Annotated in this window: 24 protein-coding genes; 13 read left to right on the top strand and 11 right to left on the bottom strand. The window is 67.5% G+C overall.

The window, feature by feature from the left end:
* Positions 1–2: 2 nt before the first annotated feature.
* Positions 3–416, bottom strand: a complete 414-nt coding sequence (locus R2733_04395) for a VOC family protein (GenBank protein MEZ5375729.1) — start codon at positions 414–416, stop codon at positions 3–5.
* A gap of 110 nt (positions 417–526) precedes the next feature.
* Here R2733_04395 and R2733_04390 point away from each other — a divergent pair, with 110 nt between their 5' ends.
* On the top strand, positions 527–1063 hold the full coding sequence (locus R2733_04390) for a DUF2087 domain-containing protein (protein ID MEZ5375728.1): 537 nt from the start codon (positions 527–529) through the stop codon (positions 1061–1063).
* 151 nt (positions 1064–1214) lie between these two features.
* Here the strand turns inward: R2733_04390 and pgm are convergent, their stop codons facing one another.
* Positions 1215–2858 (bottom strand): phosphoglucomutase (alpha-D-glucose-1,6-bisphosphate-dependent), encoded by a 1644-nt coding sequence (gene pgm, locus R2733_04385; GenBank protein MEZ5375727.1) that lies wholly within the window; start codon positions 2856–2858, stop codon positions 1215–1217.
* A 161-nt stretch (positions 2859–3019) separates the two neighbouring features.
* Here pgm and R2733_04380 point away from each other — a divergent pair, with 161 nt between their 5' ends.
* Positions 3020–4255 (top strand): flavin-dependent oxidoreductase, encoded by a 1236-nt coding sequence (locus tag R2733_04380; protein ID MEZ5375726.1) that lies wholly within the window; start codon positions 3020–3022, stop codon positions 4253–4255.
* Between the two features lie 25 nt (positions 4256–4280).
* Here the strand turns inward: R2733_04380 and R2733_04375 are convergent, their stop codons facing one another.
* The gene (locus tag R2733_04375; GenBank protein ID MEZ5375725.1) at positions 4281–4586 is read right to left on the bottom strand and encodes a hypothetical protein; all 306 of its coding nucleotides are present in this window, start codon (positions 4584–4586) and stop codon (positions 4281–4283) included.
* Positions 4587–4684: 98 nt separating this feature from the next.
* Between R2733_04375 and R2733_04370 the strand changes: the two genes are divergently transcribed.
* A complete protein-coding gene (locus tag R2733_04370; GenBank protein ID MEZ5375724.1) occupies positions 4685–5599 on the top strand; it encodes an endonuclease/exonuclease/phosphatase family protein in 915 nt (304 codons plus the stop codon).
* Positions 5600–5639: 40 nt separating this feature from the next.
* Positions 5640–6941: a DUF4214 domain-containing protein gene (locus R2733_04365; GenBank protein MEZ5375723.1), complete on the top strand. Its 1302-nt coding sequence runs from the start codon at positions 5640–5642 to the stop codon at positions 6939–6941.
* 16 nt (positions 6942–6957) lie between these two features.
* Here R2733_04365 and R2733_04360 read toward each other — a convergent pair whose 3' ends face one another.
* Genes R2733_04360 through R2733_04350 form a run of 3 tightly spaced genes read right to left on the bottom strand, consistent with a single transcriptional unit; the run spans position 6958 to position 8833 of the window.
* Complete coding sequence (locus R2733_04360; GenBank protein ID MEZ5375722.1) at positions 6958–8091, bottom strand: MFS transporter; 1134 nt, start codon at positions 8089–8091, stop codon at positions 6958–6960.
* A 50-nt stretch (positions 8092–8141) separates the two neighbouring features.
* A complete protein-coding gene (locus R2733_04355) occupies positions 8142–8531 on the bottom strand; it encodes a hypothetical protein (protein MEZ5375721.1) in 390 nt (129 codons plus the stop codon).
* Positions 8528–8833 carry an STAS domain-containing protein gene (locus tag R2733_04350; protein ID MEZ5375720.1) on the bottom strand — a complete coding sequence of 102 codons (306 nt, stop codon included), beginning with the start codon at positions 8831–8833 and terminating at the stop codon, positions 8528–8530. The genes R2733_04355 and R2733_04350 overlap by 4 nt, the downstream gene beginning before the upstream one ends.
* Before the next feature lie 185 nt (positions 8834–9018).
* On the opposite strand from R2733_04350, the gene R2733_04345 reads away from it, so the two are divergent.
* Positions 9019–9909 (top strand): mechanosensitive ion channel family protein, encoded by an 891-nt coding sequence (locus R2733_04345; protein ID MEZ5375719.1) that lies wholly within the window; start codon positions 9019–9021, stop codon positions 9907–9909.
* Here R2733_04345 and R2733_04340 read toward each other — a convergent pair.
* Together R2733_04340 and R2733_04335 are read right to left on the bottom strand one after the other, a co-directional pair.
* On the bottom strand, positions 9893–10966 hold the full coding sequence (locus R2733_04340; protein MEZ5375718.1) for an LLM class flavin-dependent oxidoreductase: 1074 nt from the start codon (positions 10964–10966) through the stop codon (positions 9893–9895). The genes R2733_04345 and R2733_04340 overlap by 17 nt on opposite strands.
* Positions 10967–10975: 9 nt before the next feature.
* Positions 10976–11587, bottom strand: a complete 612-nt coding sequence (locus R2733_04335) for a GNAT family N-acetyltransferase (GenBank protein MEZ5375717.1) — start codon at positions 11585–11587, stop codon at positions 10976–10978.
* Positions 11588–11733: 146 nt separating this feature from the next.
* Here R2733_04335 and R2733_04330 point away from each other — a divergent pair, with 146 nt between their 5' ends.
* Entirely contained in the window at positions 11734–12747 is a 1014-nt protein-coding gene (locus tag R2733_04330) for a GGDEF domain-containing protein (protein ID MEZ5375716.1), read from the top strand.
* A gap of 30 nt (positions 12748–12777) precedes the next feature.
* Here the strand turns inward: R2733_04330 and R2733_04325 are convergent, their stop codons facing one another.
* Positions 12778–13650 (bottom strand): LysR family transcriptional regulator, encoded by an 873-nt coding sequence (locus tag R2733_04325; protein ID MEZ5375715.1) that lies wholly within the window; start codon positions 13648–13650, stop codon positions 12778–12780.
* Positions 13651–13723: 73 nt separating this feature from the next.
* On the opposite strand from R2733_04325, the gene dapA reads away from it, so the two are divergent.
* Genes dapA through R2733_04310 form a run of 3 tightly spaced genes read left to right on the top strand, consistent with a single transcriptional unit; the run spans position 13724 to position 17371 of the window.
* Positions 13724–14701 (top strand): 4-hydroxy-tetrahydrodipicolinate synthase, encoded by a 978-nt coding sequence (gene dapA / locus R2733_04320; GenBank protein ID MEZ5375714.1) that lies wholly within the window; start codon positions 13724–13726, stop codon positions 14699–14701.
* On the top strand, positions 14698–16440 hold the full coding sequence (locus tag R2733_04315; GenBank protein ID MEZ5375713.1) for an AMP-binding protein: 1743 nt from the start codon (positions 14698–14700) through the stop codon (positions 16438–16440). The genes dapA and R2733_04315 overlap by 4 nt, the downstream gene beginning before the upstream one ends.
* Before the next feature lie 4 nt (positions 16441–16444).
* Positions 16445–17371 carry an alpha/beta hydrolase gene (locus R2733_04310; protein ID MEZ5375712.1) on the top strand — a complete coding sequence of 309 codons (927 nt, stop codon included), beginning with the start codon at positions 16445–16447 and terminating at the stop codon, positions 17369–17371.
* Here the strand turns inward: R2733_04310 and R2733_04305 are convergent.
* Positions 17307–18074 (bottom strand): 4'-phosphopantetheinyl transferase superfamily protein, encoded by a 768-nt coding sequence (locus R2733_04305; GenBank protein ID MEZ5375711.1) that lies wholly within the window; start codon positions 18072–18074, stop codon positions 17307–17309. The two genes, R2733_04310 and R2733_04305, sit on opposite strands and share 65 nt — an antisense overlap.
* A 93-nt stretch (positions 18075–18167) precedes the next feature.
* On the opposite strand from R2733_04305, the gene R2733_04300 reads away from it, so the two are divergent.
* The 4 genes from R2733_04300 (at position 18168) to R2733_04285 (ending at position 23728) form a co-directional block, all read left to right on the top strand.
* The gene (locus R2733_04300; protein ID MEZ5375710.1) at positions 18168–20372 is read left to right on the top strand and encodes a DUF4397 domain-containing protein; all 2205 of its coding nucleotides are present in this window, start codon (positions 18168–18170) and stop codon (positions 20370–20372) included.
* 36 nt (positions 20373–20408) lie between these two features.
* Entirely contained in the window at positions 20409–21098 is a 690-nt protein-coding gene (locus R2733_04295) for a class F sortase (GenBank protein MEZ5375709.1), read from the top strand.
* Between the two features lie 112 nt (positions 21099–21210).
* Positions 21211–22518 (top strand): acyl-CoA dehydrogenase family protein, encoded by a 1308-nt coding sequence (locus tag R2733_04290; protein ID MEZ5375708.1) that lies wholly within the window; start codon positions 21211–21213, stop codon positions 22516–22518.
* 235 nt (positions 22519–22753) lie between these two features.
* On the top strand, positions 22754–23728 hold the full coding sequence (locus tag R2733_04285) for a hypothetical protein (GenBank protein ID MEZ5375707.1): 975 nt from the start codon (positions 22754–22756) through the stop codon (positions 23726–23728).
* Between the two features lie 141 nt (positions 23729–23869).
* Here the strand turns inward: R2733_04285 and R2733_04280 are convergent, their stop codons facing one another.
* A complete protein-coding gene (locus tag R2733_04280) occupies positions 23870–24439 on the bottom strand; it encodes a hypothetical protein (protein MEZ5375706.1) in 570 nt (189 codons plus the stop codon).
* Positions 24440–24539 lie beyond the last annotated feature (100 nt).

The following is a 24539-nucleotide window of genomic DNA, read 5'->3' as shown; positions in this document are numbered from 1 at the left end:
TTCTAGCCCGCGTCGGCGTAGTGAACGAACTCGACCCAGTTTCCGTCGGGGTCCTCGACCATGGCGATCGTGACCCCTGGTCGGATCTCGGTGGGCGGCACCGCCACCGGCGCACCGGCCGCTTCGCAGGTGGCCGCCATCTCTGCCACGTTCGAGCAGTTGATCGTGAAGTAGCGGATGCCCGAGGCCCCGGCGAGACCGCCGGGCGCAGCCGTCGCTGCCGGATTCGTCGGGTGCTTCACCAACTTGATCATGGTGTCGCCACACATCAACCGGTGCATGGTCGCACCACCCGATGCCGGCGTGTCGCCGATGTGCTCGAGCCCGAGGGTGTCTCGGTAGAAGGCGAGCGACGCCTCGGAGTCGGTGATGACGATGCCGAGGTCGATGGCGGATTTGGTGAAGGCGATTCCCATGCACGCGGACGCTACACCACCGTCGTCCATCGGACCGGCGGGCGCCGATCGCCGGGTGGTCGCTGACAAACGCAGTGAGGCCGCCGATCCGGCAGTGCGATACTCAGACCATGCTGACTGCCGAACGACTCGTCGGATTGCTCGCGGAACCCGACCGGCGCCGTGTGGTCGCAGCGATGGTGCTCGGAGCGATCGCCCTCGACGACATCGCCACCACCGCCGGGATCGCCACCCGAACGGCCATCGACGCCCTGCATCGTCTGGCCGATGCCGGTTTGGTCGAGTCGGGCGCCGAGGACTCCTGGATTCTCATCGAGGGCGCGTTCAAACAGGCGGCCCGTGCGGCTCGCCCGACCGGCGATCCGACGGCGCACGCCGACGAGCCCGACGATCGACGGCGGGTGCTCGAGGTGGCGTTCCGCGATGGCAAGCTGGCCCAGTGGCCGGCGAAGCGAACCAAGCGGCTGGTGGTGCTCGATCACCTGGCCCAGCGATTCGAACCGGGCGTCCGCTACTCCGAGCGCCAGGTCAATGCACTGCTCCGCCCGGTCGACGACGACACCTCGACCATGCGCCGGTACCTGGTCGACGAGGGCTTCCTCGATCGAGCCGACGGGGAGTACTGGCGCAGCGGCGGCACCGTGTGACCGAATCGACCCGTGAGACTGGACGGATCGGATACACGAACTGTCCGCACCCGAGCCCAAAACTCGGAACTGTCGACACTGAAGCTCAGAAGGGGGCTTCAGCGTCGACAGTTCGCCGGGATGGGCTCCAGCGTCGACAGTTCGCGTGCGGTCAGGCCCCGCCGAGGACCTCGCCAACGAGAGCTCGGGCGGCGTCTTGCACCTCGGCCAGGTGCTCGGCGCCGCGGAAGCTCTCGGCATAGATCTTGTAGACGTCTTCGGTGCCCGAAGGGCGGGCGGCGAACCAGGCGTTCTCGGTGGTGACCTTCAGGCCACCGATCGCGGCGCCGTTGCCAGGCGCCGATGTGAGCTTGCCCGTGATGGTCTCGCCTGCGAGGTCGGTGGCCGTGACCTGGTCGGGTGACAACGCCTTCAACACGTCCTTCTGCTCACGGTTCGCCGGAGCGTCGACCCGTGCATAGGCGGGGGCGCCATGACGTTCGGTGAGCGCGGCGTATCGTTCGCTGGGGCTCGACGAGGTGACGGCGGTGATCTCGGCGGCCAGCAGGCACAGCAGCAGGCCGTCCTTGTCGGTGGTCCAGGTGGTGCCGTCGGTGCGGAGGAACGAGGCGCCGGCGGACTCCTCGCCGCCGAAACCGACCGACCCGTCGAGCAGTCCCGGCACGAACCATTTGAAGCCGACCGGGACCTCGACCAGCGTCCGCCCGAGTTCGGCGGCCACACGGTCGATCATCGAGCTCGAGACCAGGGTCTTGCCGATGCCCGCGCTCGCTGACCATCCGGGACGATGGGCGAAGAGGTACTCGATCGCGACAGCGAGGAAGTGGTTCGGATTCATGAGTCCGCCGTCGGGCGTGACGATGCCGTGCCGGTCGGCGTCGGCATCGTTGCCGGTGGAGAGGTCGAACGCATCACGGTTGGCGATGAGCGATGCCATGGCGTCCGGCGACGAGCAGTCCATGCGGATCTTGCCGTCCCAGTCAAGGGTCATGAACCGCCACGTGGGATCGACCAGCGGATTGATGACGGTCAGATCGATGCCGTGATGCTCGGCGATCGCACCCCAGTAGTCGACACTGGCGCCGCCGAGCGGATCGGCGCCGATCCGCACGCCGGCCGAGCGGATGGCATCGAAGTCGATGGCCGTGGCGAGATCGGCGACGTAGCTGGCCCGGTAGTCGAACGTGTGCGTCGTGTTCGCGCGCATTGCGTCGGCGAGTCGCATTCGCGTGACGCCACGATTGCCGTTGGCCATGAGTTCGTTGGCCCGGTCGGCGATCCAGCCGGTGGCGTCGGTGTCGGCCGGGCCACCGTGCGGCGGGTTGTACTTGAAGCCGCCGTCGGTCGGGGGATTGTGTGACGGCGTGACGACGATCCCATCGGCCTGAGCGTTCGTACCTGAGCGATTGTGTCGCAGGATCGCCAGCGAGACCGCCGGGGTCGGCGTGAAGCGGCCGTCGACGTCGATCATCGTGGTGACACCGTTGCCTGCCAGCACCTCGAGCGCCGTTGCTGCGGAGGGCTCGGACAGGGCGTGGGTGTCCTTGCCGAGGAACAGCGGGCCGGTGATGCCCTGGGCCGCTCGGTACTCGCAGATCGCCTGGGTGGTGGCGGCGATGTGATCCTCGTTGAAGGAGCCATCGAGGCTCGTGCCTCGATGGCCCGAGGTCCCGAAGGCCACCCGCTGGTCGGGGTCGCCAGGATCGGGATGCACCGTGAAGTAGGCGGTGACGAGAGCGGCGACGTCGACGAGGTCGTCGGGGAGAGCGAGCTGGCCGGCACGTGGATGTGACATGGCTCGATGGTACGTCCCCGGTCCGTCGGACGTTGAGACCCAGCACGACACCTCCCATCGTTCTCGAGACGTAGAGCGACACATCTGTCGGCTCAGATCTCGAGTTGGTGGGGGAGTGTCGTTGTGCGTCTCAGCTACCAGCAGGAACTATGGTCGGCGACATGCGGATCATCGTGGCAGGTGCAGGGATCGGTGGGTTGGTGACGGCGATGAAGCTGCACAGTCGCGGTCACGACGTCGTGATCTATGAGTCGGTGCGTGAGCTGGCGCCGCTCGGCGTCGGGATCAACATCCTCCCGCATGCCATGGCCGTGCTCGACACGCTCGGAATGGTCGAGCCCCTGCTCGGACTGGGGGTCGCCACCGAGGAACTGGCGTTCTTCAACCGCCACGGTCAGCTGATCTGGCGTGAACCTCGTGGCCGGCACGCGGGCTACCCCGTGCCGCAGATCTCGATTCATCGAGGCCGCCTGCAGCTGGCACTGTTCGAGGAAGCGAAGCGAGTGCTCGGCGATGACGCCATCGTCCTCGGCCACGCGATCACCGGCTTCGAGCAGTCGCCGGGCACGGTCACGGTGGAACTGCTCGACCGGCAGAACGACCGAACGGTCACCGACACCGCCGAACTGCTCGTCGGGGCCGACGGGATCCACTCGACCGTCCGTCGCCACTTCGTCCCCGACGAGGGACCGCCCCAATGGAGCGGCAACATGCTGTGGCGGGCCACCAGTCAGCACGAGCCGTATCTCACTGGACGATCGATGTTCATGGCCGGTCATCGGCCGCACAAGTTCGTTGCCTACCCGATCACCGAGCCCGAGATCGGTCTGCAGACGATCAACTGGATCGCCGAACTCGACTGGACGGCGCACGGCATGCCGGCCCGGGAGAGCTGGAACCGGGTCGTCGAACGGAGCCTGTTCGACGCGGAGTTCAGCGACTGGGTGTTCGACTGGCTCGACATTCCCGAACTCATCGCCGGCGCCGACACGGTGCTCGAGTTTCCGATGGTCGATCGCGATCCCCTCGAGCGATGGACCCATGACCGAGTCACCCTGCTTGGCGATGCCGCTCACCCGATGTACCCGATCGGTTCGAACGGGGCGTCGCAGGCGATCCTCGATGCGCAGGCCCTGGCCGACGCCCTCAGCGAAGAGGTGGCACCCGGTGGAGGCGGGGTCGACGTTGCGCTCGAGCGGTACGACGTCGAGCGGCGAACGGCGACGGGTGCGATCGTGCTCGCCAACCGGGGCCACGGCCCCGAGGTGGTCATGGACTGGGCCGAGGAGCGGGCGCCCGAGGGCTTCGACTCGGTGAGCGACGTGTTCGCCGAGGGTGAACTCGAAGCTGTCAGTGATCGCTACAAGCGGGTCGCCGGCTTCGTCCGGCCGACCTGATCGTCCGGCCGATCGATTCCATCTGTCACCCGTAGATCTCGAAGGCGGTCTCGATCGAGGCGAGCGCACCGAGGACCACGTCGTCGAGGTCGAGGTCGGCGAACCCGAGACCTTCGGCGCTCACGGCACGGAGGTCGTCGAGCATGTCGGCAACGAGCTCACGCAGGGCGGGGTGTTCGGTGCTCTGGTAGAGATCGAGCAACCAGTCGATGCAGCGGTCGATCGACAGCATGGCCTCGCGGGCCTCGTCGAACGCTGCCGACCAGAAGCTCTCGCTCTGATCGATCGTCGTGTTCGGGATGTGGGTGGCGGGGGTGTGGATCATGGTCATCGTTCTGGCTCCTGGTCGGTGTCGGTGAGACGAACCTACGACGACCCCGGTTCCGGCGAATCGGGGATGTCCCCCGGCTCCACCACTAGGGTCGGGGTGTGAGTTCGTCGATCGATCGCCGCCCGTCGCCTGAGGGGACGCTGCGGATCCTCACCCTCAACATCGGCTCGTTGTTCGAGCCGGACTGGGATGCCCGCCGGCACGAGATCGTTGCCTGGATCGATCGTCTCGACCCCGACGTGATCACGCTCCAAGAGGTCCAGGAGAGCGAGGGCACGCCGAACACCGCCGGGTGGCTCGCCGACGCCGCGGAGGCCTCCTGGCACTGGGCCTTCGGTGGTGAGGGATTCGACGATGGGATCTGGCCCGACACGTCCATGCGCTTCGGGTCGGCGGTGTTGTCGCGCTGGCCGATCGAGTCGACGAGCTATCACCGTCTCGGCGTTGCCGACGGCGCCGATCGCATCGTCGCCGGGATCCCGTGGGAACTGTTCGGTGCCCGCACACAGGGGATCGACGTGTTCTCGACCCACCTGGCGCCTGCTCCGACACACGGCGCCCATCGTCAACGGCAAGTGGTCGAGATCGATCGGCTGATTCGATCCGCCAGAGGAACGCTCGATGACCTCGTGCCTGGTCGGCCACGAACCGGTCTGCCGCCGATCCTGTGCGGCGACTTCAACGCCGAGGCGGGGAGCGACGAGATCCGTTTCCTGTCCGGCTTCACCCTCCTCGACGGCGTCACGACCGCCTTCCAGGACGCGTGGGCCGTGGCCGGAAACGGCGGCGCCGGCTTCACCAACGACTGGACGATCAATCCCTATGCCGCGGCGCTGAACGTGCATCGCAAGCGGATCGACTATGTGTTCGTCGGGGATCCGTTCATGCGTTCCGGAGGGGCCGGCCGGGTGCTGGCGTGCGCCGTGGTTGCCGATGCCCCGCTCACCGGCATCGTCGCCAGCGACCACGCGGGCTTGGTGGCCGACATTGCCTGGCCCGACCGCCCAGCCTGACATCGCCCTCGAGTCGGTCGTGCGCTGCCACACTGCACCGATGGGCTTCTCTGTTCGCCGATCGTTCTGCGGCGCCACGACGCCACCCGTTGCTCTCGCCAACGTGTTCGTCGCCGCGGTGCTGGCCGTGGTCGGGGCGGTGGCGATCCAGCCCGCGTCGACGGGGGCGATGGTGGAACAGCCGGATCCGATCGAGATGGTCGCGGTGGGCGACATGGCCGACTGCCCGGCCACGGCGCCGGCCGAGGTCGGCGTGCTGCTCGACGAGCTGCCAGGTGAGATCCTCGGGCTCGGCGACTACACCTATACCGGCGGGACCGCTGCCGCCTTCGCGAACTGCTTCGGCCCGGCGTTCGGGCGCCACAAGACCCGCTTCCTGCCTGCCGTCGGCAACCACGAATACGACTCGGGCTCGGCGCAGCCCTACGTGGACTACTTCGGGCCGATTGCCGGCGACATCGACGAGCTCTACTACGTCACCCAGCGCGGCAACTGGCAGATCTTGGTGCTCAATTCGAATTGTTGGGAGGTCGGCGGGTGTGCCGTCGGCAAGCCGCAGTACAACTGGCTCCAGGGCGTGTTGGCTGCGTCGGCGCCCGACGTGTGCCGGATCGTCACGATGCATCACCCTCGCTGGTCGTCGTACTCGACGTACGGCTCGCAGCAGTACCTCGCACCGATGCTCGAGCTGCTCGAAGCGGCTGGCACCGACCTGCTGCTGACCGGCCACTCGCACCACTACGAACGGTTTGCTGCTCAATCGGTCGACGCCGAACTCGATGACAAGGGCATCCGACAGATCACGGTGGGAACGGGTGGGGTGGCCCTTCGCACCCCCGATGTCGTCGCCCCGAACTCACTGGTGCGACGCACCGACTACGGGGTGCTGACCCTGGATCTGTTGGAGGATTCTTGGGGCCTGGAGTTCGTCGGCGTCGGCGATGCCGGCGTCCTCGACCGGGCGTCGGACACCTGTGTCAACGCTCCCGTCTTACAAGTGACCGAGTCGCAGGCGCCGCTGTACCGGCTCTACAAGGCGGTGTTCCTCCGCCGTCCGGATCAGGCCGGGCTCGACTACTGGACCGGCATCTCGAACGAGGGGGTATCGCTCATGTCGATCGCCGGCCTGTTCGCCGACAGTGCCGAATTCACCAATCGCTACTCGGCGGTCGGCGACGACGAGTTCCTCACCCTGCTGTACCGCAACACGCTGGGACGGACACCGGATCCCGCCGGCTACGCCTACTGGCAGCAGCAGATGGCGAGCGGTGTCGACCGTGGCCGCATCGTGATCGCCTTCAGCGAGGCCGACGAGTTCATCCGCCGCACGCCGCTGCGCTGATCACGCCCGGCTGTTGTCACGTCCGGTCGACGGCGGCGGCACCGTCCCAGCGGTGCGACATCGAGACGTAGGTGACGGCCAAGCCGCCGGCGATCATCACGCCGCCGGCTACGAGCCCGAGCACGGTGAACGACCCGGCGGCGACGAGGGCGCCGCCGACGGTCGGCCCGATCACCCGACCCATCGACATGATGGCCTGGGCGTCGCCGATGCGATCGGCGGGGTGCCGTGATCGCTCGCTCAGCAGCGCGTAGGTCTCCGGCACGGCCAACCAGAAGGTCATGCCCCAGATAGTCACGATGGCCATGAACATCACGGTGCTGTCGGCGACGGTGAGCAGGAAGGCACAGCAGCCGGTCAACATGATGAAAACGCCCGGGAAGCGGCGACGGCCTGCGTAGCGAGCGGTCGGGATGCCGGCGACGGCATTCAGGCTGAGCGCGATGGACAGGGTGACGGTCGACATGCCGATCTGGTCTCGGGCGATGACGCCGATGAACACGAACACCGCCGACCCACCGAGGGTGAGCCCCGCCATGCCCAAGAGCACGGGCAGGATGCCCTTCGCTTCGATCGGGCGGCGACCGTGCGAGATGGCAGCTTCGACCGTGATCGGCAGGAGCATGCACAGCACGGAGACGACGGCGAGTGTGCCGTAGATGGCATCGAGCCCGCCGACGTTCACGGCGACGGCGAGCAGGGGTGCAGCGACGGCCGACGTGAGGGGGCCGACCGCAGCGATGCTGCCTCGGCGGGTGTCGTCGTCGGCCGAGTCGGCCCACGCGATCCACGTGAAGAGGCCCATCGCCAGGCCACACAGGAAACGGAGCATGACGAGCAGGGCGAAGTTCGGAGCGAAGACCGACACAAGATTCGTCACGACCATCACACCGAGGGCGCCCCGGGCCATGTCGGCCGACGGGACCAAACGCCTGCCGCCGACCAGGTTGGTCAGTGTGAAGCCACCGACCTGGGCGGTCGAGATGAGGACGGCGGCGCCCGCTGAGACCCGATAGTCGTCGATCACGGCGGGTACCGCGAACGAGGTGGCCACGAAGATCGTCGAGGTGGCGGCCGAACCGAACAGGAGCCCGGGTGACGCCGATGGCCGAAGCCGGCTCGACAGTCTGATCGGGGCGGCGAACGTCATGAGCAGCAGGGTAGGAGGGGATCGTTGCGCTGCCCCGCAGCGGCTGGGTCTCAGCCCCGCTTGCGAAGTTGGAAGCGGCGAGGGGTTCGGGCATCGAGCCAGAAGTCATCGACCGTGGCACCCAGGATGGCAGCGATGAGTTCGTCGACCGCTGACGTTTGATGGGGGAGCGAAGCGGCGTCGGGGTCACCGGCTTCCGGCCCGCCGGTCACGACGATTTCGGCCCCCTCACGGTGGATCATGATCACCATGCGGGCCGAAGGTGTCGGGTCGTCGATCATCCACGTGACGGCTTCGTTGACCGCCAAACGGAGGTCATCGAGCTGTTCGACATCCAGGTCGAGATGAGCCCCGTAGGCGGTGACATTGAGGCGGGCGATCCGCAGGAAGTCGGGGTGAGCCGGGAGTTCGACACGGATGGCCTCCCGGTCGGCGGTCACTCGTGGATCCCGAAGGTCGCCAGCAGTCCCGTGATCTCGAGCACGCGCCGGACGTTGGGGGCCGGGTGGGTGAGGCGGAACGTGGCGCCGGCGTCGAGCGCCATCTGTCGGAGTTCTACCAGGCGGCTGATGCCGGACGAGTCGATGAACTCGAGCTTGGCCACGTCGATGACGACCTCGTCGACACCGCCGGCAATCCCGCGTCCGATCTTCGTTGTGAGGACGTGACCGTTGGCGGCATCGATCTCCCCATCGATCGTCGCCGCCAGCGTGTTCGCCGTTCGGCTGATGATGACGTCCACCTGTGGCCTCCTGCGGTCGTTCGGTGTGTTCGGATGTCGGACTCGGAATGCGGTGACCCGGGAAGGGCCCCTGGTCACGGTAGGTCGATGTGCGCCCTCGGTACGACATCGGGTGAGCGTTCCGGCGTCGTCGATGATGGTCGTGATGCCCGGCTCGTGGTCTGGGTCCGCTAGACAGGTCCACCATGTTGTGGAGGATGCAGGCCGATGTCGACGTCGACGAGCTGTCGCGCCAAGTCGATCTCGACAAGATCGGTTGGACCGAGTTCGCGACCGCAGGAACGATCATCATCGTGACGTTCGTGGTGGCGAGGGTCGTGCGCTCGCTGCTGGCGCGGGCGCTGAAACGCGGGCAGGCCGACGACTTCATCTCCGAGCTGATCGGCCGCGTCGCCAGCTACCTGCTGCTGGTCTTCGGCTTGATCTATGCACTCGAGGCCCTCGGCATCGCCATCGGTCCGGCACTCGGTGCGCTCGGCATCGTGGGGATCGCGTTGGCGTTCGCGCTGCAGGACCTGCTCGAGAACTTCGTCGCAGGGGTCCTTCTCCAGCTACGGCGACCGTTCCGTCCCGGCGACGAAGTGCAAAGCGTCGACCATGAGGGCGCCATCGTGCGCATCGACTCGCGGGCGGTGGTGATCCACACGCCCGACGGCGAGATCGTTCGCATTCCGTCGGCGGCCGTGATCAAGCACCCGATCATCAACCTGACCGCCCGCAAGGCCCGCAGGACCACCGTCGAGGTGGGAGTCGCCTACGGTTCGAGTCTTGCGGAGACCACACGCTTGCTCAGCGATGCCGTGGCCGGGGTGCCGGGCGTCTACGCCTCACCGGCCCCGCAGGTGTACAGCACGGGATTCGGCGAGTCTTCGATCGACTTCGCCGTTCGCTACTGGCACGAGCCGACCATTGCCTCGATGTGGCGAGTCCGCCATGAGGTGGTGCTGTGCATCGAGCAGACGCTCGCCGATGCCGGCATTGTGATTCCCTTCCCCCAGCGGGTGGTGCACGTGGTCGGCGACCGTTCGCCTGGCGCCGAGTCGAGCGACGCCGATCGGGTCACAGACGAGGAATGACCTGCTCGCCAACTCGATGGATGGTCTCGTACCGGGGCGCCAGCGGGGGCAGCATCATCACCTGACCGAGGCCGGCGGCGTCGAGCTCGCCGAGACGCTCGACCAGTTGATCGGCGGTACCGATCATGCACGACGCCGCCATGAGTTCGGTCGTCACGAAGGGGGCTTCGTCGGGAAGGACCCAGCAGTTGTGCCCGGCATGAATCCGCTGGTGGCGGTGGGACTGCGGTGTCTGCTCGACCACGGCGACATAGTCGTCCCACACCTCGAGCATGGCAGGCGACGTAGGACGGCGACCGAAGTTGCGCCACTGCTCGTACGCATAGTGCAGGCCCGACACGGCGAACGCGCCACAGTGTTCGAACACTCGCGGCGAGTCGATGGTCTCGCCCTCGTCGAGGACGACGATGGTGGTGAGGGTCGTCAACGGGAACGTGTCGCGAGCGACCGTGCGACCGACGGCGGCGGCGCCTCGCTCGATGCTCGACCACACCCGCTCGACGAACTCGGGCTGAGGCGGGATCGACAGGACGGCGCCGTCGCCGTGGGCGCCGGCCAAAGCGAGTGATCGAGGGCCGAAGCCCGAGACGTACATCGGGATGCGCGGTTCGAACTGGACGAAGCCGTCGTCTCGCATGATGTGACGCACCGGCGCCGTGGTGCCCCGCCAGGTGACCTCGGCTTCCTCGCCTCGCAGCAGTGGCGCGAGTTCGCCGAGGTAGCGGTCGAACTCGTTGATCCGCATCGGTGGGTGGCCCATGATGCGCATCGCCGTGTTCCCCGTGCCGATGCCGAGGAATGTTCGTCCTGGCGCCAGCTCGTTGATCGTTGCGATCGACGCCGCCGTGACCGGTGCCGGCCGAGTTGCCGCAACGGCGACGCCGGTGCCGAGACGGATGGTCTTGGTCCGGGTGGCGGCGACGGCGAGGGTGGCGTAGACGTCGCTCCAGATCATCTGGGAGTCGGCGAGCCAGGCATGGGTGAACCCAAGCCGTTCGGCCTCGACGATGTAGTCGATGTCGTCGATCTTCGATGCCACACAGATCCCAAGTTCCATGGTGTCTCCTCAGTTGGCAGGGTCGCGGCGCATACCGGCCATGGGTGGTCCACCGTCGGCGGCGAACTCGGCGGTGACCCGGAACCCCAAGCGTTCGTAGAACGGGATGTTGCGGGGATTCGACGATTCCAGGTAGGCCGGGAGGCGATGGTGGTCGCAGAGATCGAGCACGGGCTGCATCACGACCTTGCCGTAGCCACGGCCCTGCCACTCGGGAGCAACACCGATGAAGGGGAGGTAGAAGTGGGCCTCGGTGAGGTGATGTTCGGCCAGGATCTCGCTGAGCTGGCCGGTGGCTGCCGCCCGCTCGGGTCCGATGGCGCCGACCACCAACTCGCCGACCGACGGTGCGTGTTCCGGGTTGAACATGCCGTGGGCACCCGGCGGCGACCAGTAGGCCACCGCCTCCCAGCCCGGTGATCGGTAGAGGTGGCCCCGGGTGAGGCCGCTGGCGATGGCGATCGGGAAGAACGAGTCGATCGCGGCGACGACATCGTCGGCCCCGGCGAAAAGCCAGTTGAGGACCGGGTCGTCGTGGAAGGCGCGAGCCAGCACGTCGGCTGCTTGCGCAGCCTCGGCCGGCAGCACGAGGCGGGCGTCGTTCGGTGGGTGAGCGGTCACGACGAGCAACGTAGTGCAGGCTGACCGATGGTCAATTCGGGCGTGCGGCCAATTCCTCGCACAGACTGATGGCCAGGCGATTCGAGCCGACACTGGTGTCCGTGCGCACTGTGTCAGGACCTCGAGAGGCTGTGTCAGGACATCGAATGGTGGTGGCGATCGTTGCGTTCGCCGTCGTGACGCTGCTCGGTCCGCCGATGGCATCGGCACAGATGGTCGATGACGAAGAGGCGAGGTCGGCCCTCGTCGATGCGATCGATCTCCTCACCGAGCTCGAAGGTGCGACCAAGGCAGTAGCCGCAGGCGGAGCGGCAGCTGCCGACATCGACGTGCTGGTCAGCCAGGGACCCGGCGTCCTACGACGGCTCTATCAACACCAGATCGATGTGCCGCCGCTCGCTCGCCTGGCGCTGTCGGGCGACGCCATGATCGACCTCGACGCCGCCAACGCCGACCAGTCCCTGCCGATCGTGTTCGCTACCGCCGCCGATCAGCTCGAGACCATCGCCGCCGATGGGAATGGCGACGCCGGCGGCAGCTCGATCGGGCAAGGCGTCTCCATCCCGCTGATTGCACTGGTCGGCGTGGTGGTCGCACTGCTGCTTCCCATCGTCGCCATGAGTTGGTTCCGCCGCCGCGCCGAGCGGATGGAAGCCCTCAGCTTCGTCGACCCGCTGACCGGGCTCGCCAACCGCCGGCGGTTGGATCAGGACCTGGCTCGACTCGATGCCGAGCGCACCGCTGCTCGCCAGCCGGTGAGCGTCGCCATGGTGGACGTCGACGAGTTCAAGCGTTTCAACGACACGTTCGGTCACAGCGAGGGCGATGTGGCGCTCCGCAACGTCAGCACGACCATTGCTGCCGCCGTCCGGTCCAGCGATTCGGTGTATCGCTACGGCGGCGAGGAGTTCCTGGTGCTGTTGCGCAACGCCCCGCAGCATGCGGCGGTCGACGTCTGTGAGGGCATCCGGTTGGCCGTCGCAAGCCTGCCGAATCTCGTCACGGTGTCGATCGGTGTCGCCACCGGTATCGATGAACCGCTCCCGACGCTGACGGTCGCCGCCGACGAAGCCCTGTATCGAGCAAAGGAAGACGGCCGCAATCGCATCGTCGCCACGTCGGTCATCAATCGCGGAGGTGCCCGGGTCTCCTCGGTCTGATCGACACTGCTCGTCGAGCGGGTTGCCGCTTCAGGGGCGGGTCGCTGCGAACTCGCCGAGCAGGCGAGCAAGTGGTTCGGTGGTAGTACCCCGATGAACGGCGAACATCGTTCGCTCGATGGCGAGTTCCTCATCGGCGACCGTGAGCGCTGGTGCCCGTCCGAGCAGCAGCTCAGGGACGATGGTCACGCCATGGCCCGCCGACACGAGCGCAAGCAGCGTCGTGTTGTCGGCAACGACGGCGGCGACCGTCGGACGGAGGCCGGCCGTTTCGAGGATCTGTGTCGTCGCAGCGGCGCAGCGAGTGCCCTGGCCATTGATCAGCCAGTCGGCGTCACCCAGGTCGGCGACCGTCGTGGTGGGTGAGCGGTCTGGAGGAAGGACGAGCCGGAGGCGGTCGGTCACGAGTGGCGTGTAGGTGAGCGCCGGATCTCGGTCGGTTCCACCCGGCAGGCTGCGCACCCCGCGGTACTCCTGAACCAACACCAGATCGACGGTGCCGAGTCGGAGGTCGCGTAGGGCATCGGCATCCTCGCTCTCCACGATCTCGAGCCGCAGATGCGGACGGAGTCGCTCGAGCCGAGGGACGACGAGCGCATCGATGGCCGAGGCCAGCCCGGCGACGACGATGCGAGGTCGCTGCTGGGGCGAACGGGCGACCTGGCGGCCGCGGGCTTCGAGATCGAGCAGCTCGAGTGCGATCGGTAGCAGCGCCTTCCCGGCGTCGGTGAGGCGGAGCCGGCGCCCGGCCCGATCGAACAAATGGGTGCCGATCTCACGCTCCAGCTTGGCGAGGTGTTGCGAGACCGCGGGAGCAGTGAAGTCACGAGCGGTGGCGGCCGCGGCGATCGTGCCTCGTTCGGCGACCTCGGCGAAGGAACGGAGGTGTCCCAGATCCATCATCGAAAGCAAACGTTATCTCGATCCGAAGAACTCGGAACTGTTCATTACGAGTCGTGTCGACGACGATCGAGCGATGACCACCAACTCGAGAACCGATCTGACGGGACTGTGGATCCCGATCGTCACCCCCTTCAGCAGCGACGGCGCACTCGACCACGTGTCGCTCCAACGGTTGGCGGAAGGGCTGTTGGCCGACGGCGCGGACGGCATCGTGGCGCTCGGCACCACTGGCGAAGCCGCCACGCTGACCCTCGAGGAGCGACGCGAGGTGGTCTCGATCTGCGACGCCGCATGTCGAAACGCCGGCCGCCCCCTGATGGTGGGCGTCGGCACGAACAGCACGCAGACAACGGTGCACGAGCTCACCCAGTTGATGTCGGTGGGCGAGGTGGCGGCCGCTCTGGTCGTCGTGCCGTACTACACCCGGCCATCCGAGGAAGCGGTCGTCGAACACTTCGGCTTGGTCGCCGACGCGAGTCCCGTGCCGGTGGTGCTCTACAACGTGCCCTACCGTACAGGACGGGGGTTGGGCGCTGCTGCGCTGCTCGAGGCGGCCCGACACCCGAACATCGCCGGTCTCAAGCAAGCCGTCGGCGCCGTCGACGTGGTCACCCTCGAGGTACTTGCCGGGTCCGGAGCGGAGTTCGCCGTTCTGGCGGGCGACGATGCGTTCATCGCTCCGATGATGGCGCTCGGGGCGCAGGGCGCGATCGCCGCCGCAGCGCACGCCTGCACCCGGCTCTTTGCGCAGTTGGTGGCACAGGCTCCGGGCGGAAACGAGACCGTCGGTTCGCCGGGCGTGCGAGCGTTGGCGCAGGCACTTCTGCCGGTTGTCACCGCAGGGTTCGCCGAGCCGAATCCGGCGGTGTGGAAGGGGTGGCTGGCCGCTGAGGGCACCATCGAGTCGCCCACGTTGCGGCGTCCGATGACCGAGGCATCCCCAGCGAGCGTCGCTCGTCTGACCGCTGCGATCGGTGAGGCGCTCACCTGGGCCGATTCCACCGCTGCGCTTTGCTCGCCCGGCCCGGTTGGTCCACTATCTCCCCCGTGATCGAACATCTGAACGCTGCTCGCGACGTCCTCCAGGCCGAGGACTCTCTCTTCTCCGTCACCGAAACCGAGGTGCGGGGGATTCCCATGAGGGTCTTCTCGAAGGCCCCGGCCACGATGCGCGACCTGTGGGCCCTGGCGGCCTTCCACGGCGACAAGACCTACATCGTCTACGAAGACGAGCGCTACACCTATGCCGAGATCGACGCCCAGGTGCGAGCGCTCGCTCACCTGCTCCGCAACGAGTACGGCGTCGCCTCCGGCGATCGAGTCGCGCTCTCGATGCGGAACTACCCCGAGTGGGTGGTGAGCTACTGGGCGATCGTGAGCGTCGGTGCCGCGGTGGTTGGGATGAACGCTTGGTGGACCGGTCCCGAGATGGAATACGGCCTCACCGACTCGGCACCGAAGGTCTTGATCGTCGACGGCGAACGGCTCGAACGAGTCGTTGCACATCTCGACACCGTGCGAGCCAAGAGCCCGTTGGCCGTGATCGCCGTACGGGCCGAGGGCGACCTCCCCGATGGCGCCGTTCGCTGGGACGACGTGGTCGACGCAGCCAACGCTCCGGCTGCCCTTCCCGACGCCGAGATCGACCCCGATGACGACGCCACCATCTTCTACACCTCCGGCACCACCGGATTCCCGAAGGGCGCCCAGCTCACCCACCGCGGGTCGGTGCACAACATCATGCACATCGCGTACATGCCCCGTTGGTTGGGGCTCGCCGTTGCCATGGAGGACGGCACGGTCGACGCCTACCAGGCCGAGCAGGTTGCCGAGCAGCCCCAGTTGGTCTTCATGGCGCCGACCCCGCTGTTCCACGTCACCGCCTGCAACTGTCTGATGCACCCGGCCACCATGGTTGGCGCCAAGTTGGTGCTCACCTACAAGTGGGACGCCGGTCGGGCCCTCGAACTGATCGAGCGAGAGGGCGTCACGAACTTCTCGGGTGTGCCCACCATGAGTCGGGAGATGCTGATGCATCCCGACTGGAACACTCGTGACACCTCGACCCTCGTGGGTATGGGCGGTGGCGGCGCGCCGCTGCACGCCGACCTGGTGGCCAAGATCGACCAGTCGCTGAAGAACGAGAAGGCCAGCCCGTCGACCGGCTACGGGCTCACCGAAACCCACGGCATCGTCACCGCCAACTCGTCTCGGACCTACCTGGCCAAGCCGGAGTCGTGCGGGCCGCTCGTCCCCACGCTCGAGGCCAAGCTCGTCGACGAACTGGGCAACGAGTTGCCGTCCGGGCCCGACACCGTCGGTCAGCTGTGCGTGCGTGGCCCCGTGGTGATCAAGGGCTACATCAACCGACCGGAAGCCACGGCCGAGGCCATCGTCGACGGCTGGTTCAACACTGGCGACGTCGCCCGCATCGACGACGAGGGCTTCGTCTACATCGTCGATCGGGCGAAGGACATGGTGCTGCGAGGCGGGGAGAACGTGTACTCGTCCGAGGTCGAGACGGCGATCTACCAGCATCCGGCGGTGGCCGAGGCGGCCGTGTTCGGTATCCCCGATGACCGGCTCGGCGAAGACGTCGCGTGCGCGATCGTCCTGCGTGAGGGACACACCCTCACCGCCGACGAACTCCGCGAGTTCCTCGCTCCCATCCTGGCCAAGCACAAGATTCCTGGCCACATCTGGTTCCGCACCGAGGCGCTGCCGCAGAACGCCAACGGCAAGTTCCTGAAGCGGGAGCTGCGAGACGCCATCCTGGCCGAGAACGCGTGATGCGGTGAGCGACCGGTCCGACCTTCGAGACCGACTGGTCGCCGCGCACACCACCATCGACCTGGATGGCGACGTCCACCTCTGGGACTTCGGAGGCAGCGGCCCGCTGATCGTGCTGGTGCACGGCCTCGGCGGATCCCGCTCGAATTGGGTGAGCGTCGTCGACGACTTCCTTCCCCTTGGCCGAGTGATCGTGCCCGATCTGATCGGCTTCGGCTCGACCCGCCTCGACGGTCGGTCCAGCGCGGTCAATCACCAGGTGGCGATGATCGCCGACCTCATCGAGCACTTCGACCAGGGCCCAGCCATCCTGGTCGGGAACTCGATGGGCGGACTGATCTCGCTGTTGGTGGCGTCTCGCCACCCTGACGTCGTCGACCGATTCGTGCTGGTCGATGCGGCCCTGCCGACGACGGAACCAAGGATCACCCCGGCGACGGCGATGCGGCTCGGGCTTCCGTTGCTTCCGGGGATCGGACCTCGGCTGTTCGAGCGACTGGCGAAGGGAAAGTCACCGCAACGGTCGGTCGACGATCTGATGAAGCTCCTCATGGCCGATCCGAAGCGGCTTCGTTCGGAGGATCGGGAGCTGTTGATCGAGTTCGCCGCCGAGCGCCGCACCATGGCGTGGATGACCCGGGCCTTCGCCGATGCGTCCCGGTCGATCGCACGCATCCTGGTGTCGCCACAACGCTTCGAACGCAGCGTGCAGCGGGTGGGTGCCCCGGGGTTGATCATCCAGGGAACGAGCGACCTCATCGTGCGGCCGTCGTCGGCTCGCTGGTTGGCCAAGCGGCGTCCGGACTGGCCGCTGGTCATGCTCGAAGGGGTCGGCCACGTCCCGCAGCTCGAGGTGCCCGAGCAGTTCAGCGAGGTCGTGCTTGGCTGGTTGGATCAGACGACACCGGACGCCGGAGCACCACGACACTGATCACCTCGTTGACCGAGACGAGTGAGCGGACGCAGATCGGCCGCTCGATCGCAAGTTCGGCCAGCGGCGACGACGGCGTCTCGACGAGATCGGCCCGAATCGGATGGGTGGCCGTTCCGAGGCTCGAGGGTGGCTCGAGATTGGCCAGTGTGACGTGCTCGAATCCCAGCCACGATCGGGTGAGTGCGAACTGGGCCTTGTAGAGCGCCTCCTTGGCGCTGAAGACGAGCGTGGCGAACCGGTCGGCATCGGTGTCGGACAGCGAGGCCCAGAGGCGTTGCTCGGCGCCGGTCATGATCGATGGAATCATTTCGGGTTCGATCCGTCCCCGCTGCTCGACGTCGATGCCGACAGCGACGTGGGTGCCCGTTTCCGAGGGTTCGGCGAGGCCGACGATCGCGTAGGCGGTCGTGTCGGTGTGGCTGATCGAGCCAACGATGCCGGTTGGCCACTGGGGCGCCCCGCCCGTGCCGATCGTGACCGGGCTCGGTGGTTCGCCGAGGGCGCCGAGTGCCGCAGCGGCCGCTGCGCGCCCCGCGGTGAAGGTGGCGAGCCGTCGTTGCGACATCGCCGTCGTGAGGCGTAGCTCATCGGGGTGCAGTTCGGCGTCGCCGGCGCCGACGACCGCCCGCATCACGACGAACCGCTGCCGACCCGAGGCGGCAACGAGTTCCTCGATCGGGGCGGAACGGGCAGGTGGCATCGCCACCAGTCTGGCCGGGACGCGCTCGGATGTTGGCGTTGCTGACTAGGATCGGTCGGGCGGAAGTGGCAATGGCGAGCGGGAGTCAAGCACATGGTTGAGGCATCGAGACGCGACGACGCGGACTGGTTCGGTTTCGGCCGATCCAGGGATCGGGTCGAATCGAGCGAGGTCGAGGTCACGACCGCTCCGGTCACCGCCTGGGGATCCGACCACCGTCGACGCCTCTTGCAGACACCGGCAGCGAAGGGGCTCGTGCCCGTGATGGGCGTGGAACGGGTCGACGATCAGTTCCGTGCCTTCGAACTGCCGGCACCAGGAGCATCGCTTGCAGCTGCCGAAGCTGATGGCAAGCGCACGAAGTGGCGTGAACAAGCAGGCATCGTCGAGGGCGCTGCGCGTGCTACTCACGAGGGTCATCTGCTCGGACTCGAGCATGGAGCGCTGAACGAGGAGTCGGTGCATGTCGCCGACCGCGAGGTGGCGGTGTCGGGCATGGGCCTGACCCGAGGCGCAACGCTTCCCAGCGATCCCGACATCGTCGCTCCCGAGGTCCTCGCCGGTGGCGCACCCACCGTTCGTTCGGATGTCTACAGCCTCGCCAAGATCCTCGATCGCGGGCTCGAAGCCGACCGAGCCGCCGCACCACTGGCGCTGCGTGAGCTGGTGCAGTCGGCCACGTCGGACGATCCGTCGCAGCGGCCCGCCTCGGCGCAGGCATTCGCCGACGCCATCCGCGCCGCCGGTGGGCCATCGATGCCGACCTACGGTCTAGCCGCACTCGGCGGCTCGACTGCTGGGCGCTCGCTGGGCAATGCGCTGGCTCGCCGAGGCGGCACACCGGTGGCGGCTCGAGGCCGTGGTGCGGCAACCGCCGCTGCTGCCGGAGCCGGGGCGCTGGCGGCCGGTGGACTTGCAGCCGCTCGAACCGTCGGCTCCTCGGGTGGATCGGGCACCGATGCTGACGCCGCCGCCGGAACCGGTGCGGCAGCCGCGTCGGGACCTGCCGCTGCCGCCGGTACGACCGCTGCTTCCGACCCACTTGCCGATCGGCCCCGCCGCAGCAAACGAGGCGCCGTGGCTGCGGGGGCGGCCCTCGTCGGCATCGCCGGGCTCGGGCTGTGGGCGGCGAACAACGACACGAACAACTCATCCGTCGCCCTGGGCGGACGCGTCACCACCACGGTTGCCTCCACCGCAACGGACGACGACGGCGACGCAGCGGGCGAGGGCACTGCGAACGAGGGCACAGCGGGCGAAGGCACCGCCGGCGGCGGTGCCGCCGAGGGCTCGACGACCACCGAGGCGTCGACCACCACTGCTGCTCCGACGACCGCAGCACCCACGACCACCGAGGCCCCGTCGACCACCGCTGCACCGAGCACGACCGAGGCTCCCAGCACGACCGAGGCGTCGACGACCACTGCTGCCCCGACCACCGCAGCACCGACCACCACCGAGGCCCCGTCGACCACGGCTGCTCCCACCACGACCGACGACGCGACCACGACCGAGGCGCCGACCGCGTCCACGGTGGCGCCGGCAGCGGTGCTCGATGCCGCAGCGGCCGCGACCAGCTACGAGATCCTCCACGCGATCCCCGGTGTCGCAGCCGACGCCTACCTTGACGGCGAGCTCGCCGCCGCCGGCTTCCAACCGGGCATGGTGGCCGGCCCGCTCGACGCCGCTCAAGGGCTTGGCACCCTGTCGCTGTTCGCGGCGGTCGACTCGCCGCCGGCATCGGCGGCCGACCGAACCGACACCCCGCTGCTCGAAACGTCACTGGCCGACGCTGCTCCGGGAACCCTCGTCGCCTACCTCGACGGTGACACGCCGACAGTGTCGGCATTCGCCAACGATCTGGCGAACACTCCGGCGGGTGAGGGTCGGGTTGCCATTCGGCAATTCAGCCCCGATGTCGCCACCGTGTTGGTCGACGGCGAACCCGTCGAGGTGGCAGCGGCACCCGCCGACGGCGCCACGCTCGACCTCCCCGCCGGTACCCACACCGTGAGCGCCGTCGATGCATCCGGCAACGTGCTCTTCGACCAGACCATCGAGGTCGCCGATGGTCGCCTCGCATCGCTGTTCGTGCGACCGGGCGACGACGGCACCGGTGCCGCCCTGTCGGTACGCGAGGTCGCCGGGTTGTCCTCGGCACCCTCGGGGATTCCCAGCGGAACCGGTGGACTCCTCGGCGAGGATCGGCCTGACGGCCTGGTGCCGGCGCTCGTGGTGATGCTCTCGCTCGGCGCCGGTGGTGTCGTCATCCAACAGCGGCGAGTGCGCCGCCTGTGATGCAAACGTGGGCGTCACGATGACGACGCACCGCTGATGCGCAGCTCCATCGTTGCGGCGATCTGCTCGATGCTCGCGCTCGGTGGGCTGGTCGCGGCCGGCCTCGACGTCCCCGACGAGGGGCTGGTGTACGAGGTCCGTGGCGGCGACGATGGTGCCACCTCCGACGTGGCTGCGCAGGACCGGGGGCCGAGTGCACTCGCCGCCGTCAGCGGTCCTCGAGCACCGTCGGTCCCAGCCTTGGCGCTGCGTTCGGCATCGCCGACGACCACGACGCCGGCGGTGCTCGCGCTGCCGGTTCGAGTCCGCGTGCCGGCGATCGACATCGACGCCCCGGTCGTCACCGCCGGGGTCGATGACGAGGGATCGCTCGAGGTGCCGGATCCACGACAGGTCGGTTGGTATGAACACGGCCCCATCCCGGGCGAGGAGGGCGCCGCGGTCCTGGCGGCGCACGTCGACCTGGGCCACGTTGCCGGCATCTTCTATCACCTGGACGACGTCCTCCTCGGTGACCGGGTGTACATCGACTACGACGACGGATCGACCCAGGTGTTCGAGGTGGTCGACGACGTGCTCTACGCCAAGACGGCGCTCCCGGCCGACGAGCTGTTCCGTCGCACGGGCGATCCGGTGCTCCACCTCGTGACCTGCGGTGGCGTCTTCGACCCCGAGACCCACCACTACCTGGGCAATCGGGTGGTCACCGCCCGCCCGGTCGATTGACCATGTGACGGGAGCATTTCGCGGTTCCCCGATCCCGGTGGCATGATCGGGGAGTTCGATCGATTCGACACACCAGACAGAAGAGGAACCTATGCCGGCAAACCCACTGAACATGGACGACTTCGGTGGCGAGATGTACCAGCTCGCCATGTCGAAAGAAGCGCAACCGCTGCTCGACGCCGTGAAGAAGTTCATCGCAGAAGAGGTCGATCCGTGGACCCAGGAGTTCCATGAACTCCAGGCGTCGCAAGAGGATCCCTGGACCTACCACCCGCGTGCGCTCGAACTGCTCGAGGGGGCCAAGGCGAAGGCCAAGGCTCAAGGGCTGTGGAACTTCTTCCTTCCCAACGCCGAGACCGGCGAAGGCCTCTCCAACCTCGACTACGCCTACATCGCCCAGGAGCTCGGCAAGAACTCGCTCGCCTCGGAGTGCCTCAACTGCGCCGCTCCCGACACCGGCAACATGGAGGTCATCGAGCGGGTCGGCACTCCCGAGCAGAAGAAGCAGTGGCTCGAGCCGCTGCTCGCCGGTGAGATCCGCTCCTGCTTCGGCATGACCGAGCCCGAGGTCGCCTCGTCCGACGCCAAGAACGTCTCCACCACTGCCGTCCTCGACGGCGACGAGTGGGTCATCAACGGCGAGAAGTACTACATCTCCGGGGCTGGCGATCCCCGCTGCAAGATCATGATCTGCATGGTCAAGACCAACCCCGACGCCGCCCCGCACCTGCAGCAGTCGCAGATCCTCGTCCCGATGGACACCCCGGGTCTGACGGTCGTCGGTCCAATGCACGTGTTCGGCAACATGGACGCCCCCCACGGTCACATGCACCTCAAGCTCGAAGACGTCCGCGTTCCCAAGGAGAACATGCTCCTCGGCGAGGGTCGTGGCTTCGAGATCTCGCAGCTCCGCCTGGGCCCGGGCCGTATCCACCACTGCATGCGTTCCATCGGTGCCGCCGAGCGTGCGCTCGACCTCATGGTCAACCGTGGCCTCACCCGCAAGGCGTTCGGCAAGCCGCTCGTCCAGCTCGGTGGCAACCTCGAGATGATCGGCAAGGCTCGCATCGAGATCGAGGCCATGCGTCTCATGGTGCTGCGGGCCGCCAAGGCCATGGACCTGCTCGGCAACGCCGAGGCCCGGGTCTGGGTGTCGGCGGTCAAGGCGATGGTTCCGATCCGCGTGTGCGAGATCGTCGACCAGGCCATCCAGATGCACGGTGCCACCGGTGTGTCGCAGTGGACCCCGCTGCCGCAGATCTACCACTCGCAGCGCACCCTGCGACTGGCCGACGGCCCGGACGAGGTCCATTGGATGGTCGTTGGCCGGGCCGAGGTGGCTCGTCACCCGTCGCCGAAGGACCAGGCGATGGATCGACGGGCCGAGAGCATCGGCGGCCTCGTCGCCGGACCCGCCTGATCCACCTCGGTCACCAAGCGCCGCGGTCGCCCTCGGGCGGCTGAACTCTCGGCGCTCGAGCCCACCCACGCGCAACTGTCGGCGCTGGAGCCCACTTCTGGGCTCTGGCGCCGACAGTTCGCTTTTGATGGGCTCGACAGCCGACAGTTCGGGCGCGCTTGGTGTCGCGCCGTCGAGATCGGTGGGGGAGCGGTCTCCATGGGCTGCTCCCGGGCCTCGTCATACGGTCATCTGCATGACCAGAACGACACGTTTCCCACGCTTGCGGTGGTGGCCGGCGATCACTGCACTGGCGCTGGCCGCGACGGCATGCACCGTCGAGTTCAGCCCCGACGACTCTCAAGCTCGGCGGAACATCGAGGCGCTCCACCAACGTCCGACCAGTGGCGTGACCAACGAGCCGGTCGCCGATGGGGACGAGGATTTCGTGCTCATCATGGAACGGCTCGCGACGGTCATCGCCGACGCCTTCGGTTCGGGTGATGTCGAGCTGCTGAGGACGGCGTCGACCCAGTCGGCTCAGCTCCGATTCCTGGAAGTCATGGTGAGTCGCGGCCAGTACTACTCGGCGACCGAGGCGGAGTACTCGGTCGAGTCGGTCGACCTCTGGCACCGATTGGCCGACGATCGCGCCGTAGTGGTGACGCAGGAGCGGTGGGGTGCTCCCGCTCACTGGTACGACGTGTGGACCGACGAGGTCGTGCTGCCGTCGTCGTGGGCGTCGGAGGAAACCCGAACGTCGCTCGTCCTCCTCGAGCGTGGACCGGACCTACGATGGCGAGTGTCGGCAGCGATTGCGGTGCTGTCGGACGCCGCCTGGGCATCCGATCCACAGGCCGTCGCCGATCGAGTGACCGCTGGCGACCACGAGGTGTATCCGTACGTCGCAGGTGACGGCAGCGTCTGCGCGCTCGTGGTGGAGCCGCTCATGACCCATTGCGTCTCGCCGTCCGACGTCGCCCTGCTCGCGGAACGACCGGCAATGGCCACCACCCGTACGTGGACCAATCCCGCGGCCGGCAAGAAGCCGGGTGCGATCGCGATCGTCGAAGGGCACGATCACCTCGAAGTCGACGGCACCCTCGTCGACACCGTTGCCATCGGGCACGGGCTCGTCCTGGCGGTCATCGAGGGCGTGACTCGCGAAACGAAGCTGACGGCCATCGCTCCCGACGGGGAGACCGTGACCATCGAGCTTCCCCTCGGGTGATCGAACCGTCGGCGCTCGAGCCCACCCGCGCGCAACTGTCGGCGCTGGAGCCCACTTCTGGGCCTAAGCGCCGACAGTTCGCTTTTGATGGGCTCGACAGCCGACAGATGGTGTTCGTCGGCCGAGGGCGCGCCGGTGGAGTCAGGGGCGTTCACCGAATTGGGGGCCGACGGTGCGGGACCGCTTGAGCTCCCAGAAGCCCTCCACGTTCATCATGGCGACGAGCGCATCCCACATGGCGAGGGAGTCCTCGGTGGGCGGCACGGCCGAGATGACCGGGCCGAAGTACGCCTGCTTCACGCCCTTGCGGTCGTTGAAGGCGATGATCGGCGTGCCGACGTCTTGGCCGGTCAGTTCGAGACCGGCATCCATCCGGGTGCGGATCTCGGCGTCCCACGCCTCGTCGTCGGCGGCCGACGCGAGCTCGGGGTCGAGTCCGACCGCCGTGAGTGCATCGGCGATGTCGAAGTCACGATCCTTGTCGTGATGGATGCGCCGCCCGTACTCGTAGTAAAGCTCGCCGAGTGGGGCGTCGCCGTTCGCAGCGCGCACCGCCTCGAAGACCCGCAGCATCTTGTGGGTCGTGAGGACGGGTGCGTAGTAGTCGGAATCTTCAGCGGGCTCGTTCTTGAACAGCAGGCTGATGGGTTGCCACGTGATGTTCAAACCACGGGCGGGTGCCACTTCGTCGACGACCCAACGGGCCGTCACCCAGCACCAGGGTCATATGGGGTCGATCCAGAATTCGATGTCGGTCGTTTCGGTCATGGCCCCAGTGTGTCACGGGTGCTTCAGAACCGAACCATCGGCG

The sequence above is a fragment of the Acidimicrobiales bacterium genome (genome assembly GCA_041394265.1).
Lineage (GTDB): Bacteria > Actinomycetota > Acidimicrobiia > Acidimicrobiales > SZUA-35 > JBBQUN01.
The sequence above is the reverse complement of the archived record's forward strand: the minus strand, read 5'-3'. Positions and strand labels throughout refer to the sequence as shown.

What these genes read in the sequence shown, in the direction of transcription:
- R2733_04395 (MEZ5375729.1), bottom strand. Translation starts at nt 416, where the DNA reads ATGGGAATCGCCTTCACCAAATCCGCCATCGACCTCGGCATCGTCATC.
- R2733_04390 (MEZ5375728.1), top strand. Translation starts at nt 527, where the DNA reads ATGCTGACTGCCGAACGACTCGTCGGATTGCTCGCGGAACCCGACCGG.
- pgm (MEZ5375727.1), bottom strand. Translation starts at nt 2,858, where the DNA reads ATGTCACATCCACGTGCCGGCCAGCTCGCTCTCCCCGACGACCTCGTC.
- R2733_04380 (MEZ5375726.1), top strand. Translation starts at nt 3,020, where the DNA reads ATGCGGATCATCGTGGCAGGTGCAGGGATCGGTGGGTTGGTGACGGCG.
- R2733_04375 (MEZ5375725.1), bottom strand. Translation starts at nt 4,586, where the DNA reads ATGACCATGATCCACACCCCCGCCACCCACATCCCGAACACGACGATC.
- R2733_04365 (MEZ5375723.1), top strand. Translation starts at nt 5,640, where the DNA reads ATGGGCTTCTCTGTTCGCCGATCGTTCTGCGGCGCCACGACGCCACCC.
- R2733_04360 (MEZ5375722.1), bottom strand. Translation starts at nt 8,091, where the DNA reads ATGACGTTCGCCGCCCCGATCAGACTGTCGAGCCGGCTTCGGCCATCG.
- R2733_04345 (MEZ5375719.1), top strand. Translation starts at nt 9,019, where the DNA reads ATGTTGTGGAGGATGCAGGCCGATGTCGACGTCGACGAGCTGTCGCGC.
- R2733_04340 (MEZ5375718.1), bottom strand. Translation starts at nt 10,966, where the DNA reads ATGGAACTTGGGATCTGTGTGGCATCGAAGATCGACGACATCGACTAC.
- R2733_04330 (MEZ5375716.1), top strand. Translation starts at nt 11,734, where the DNA reads ATGGTGGTGGCGATCGTTGCGTTCGCCGTCGTGACGCTGCTCGGTCCG.
- R2733_04325 (MEZ5375715.1), bottom strand. Translation starts at nt 13,650, where the DNA reads ATGATGGATCTGGGACACCTCCGTTCCTTCGCCGAGGTCGCCGAACGA.
- dapA (MEZ5375714.1), top strand. Translation starts at nt 13,724, where the DNA reads ATGACCACCAACTCGAGAACCGATCTGACGGGACTGTGGATCCCGATC.
- R2733_04305 (MEZ5375711.1), bottom strand. Translation starts at nt 18,074, where the DNA reads ATGCCACCTGCCCGTTCCGCCCCGATCGAGGAACTCGTTGCCGCCTCG.
- R2733_04300 (MEZ5375710.1), top strand. Translation starts at nt 18,168, where the DNA reads ATGGTTGAGGCATCGAGACGCGACGACGCGGACTGGTTCGGTTTCGGC.
- R2733_04295 (MEZ5375709.1), top strand. Translation starts at nt 20,409, where the DNA reads ATGCGCAGCTCCATCGTTGCGGCGATCTGCTCGATGCTCGCGCTCGGT.
- R2733_04290 (MEZ5375708.1), top strand. Translation starts at nt 21,211, where the DNA reads ATGGACGACTTCGGTGGCGAGATGTACCAGCTCGCCATGTCGAAAGAA.
- R2733_04285 (MEZ5375707.1), top strand. Translation starts at nt 22,754, where the DNA reads ATGACCAGAACGACACGTTTCCCACGCTTGCGGTGGTGGCCGGCGATC.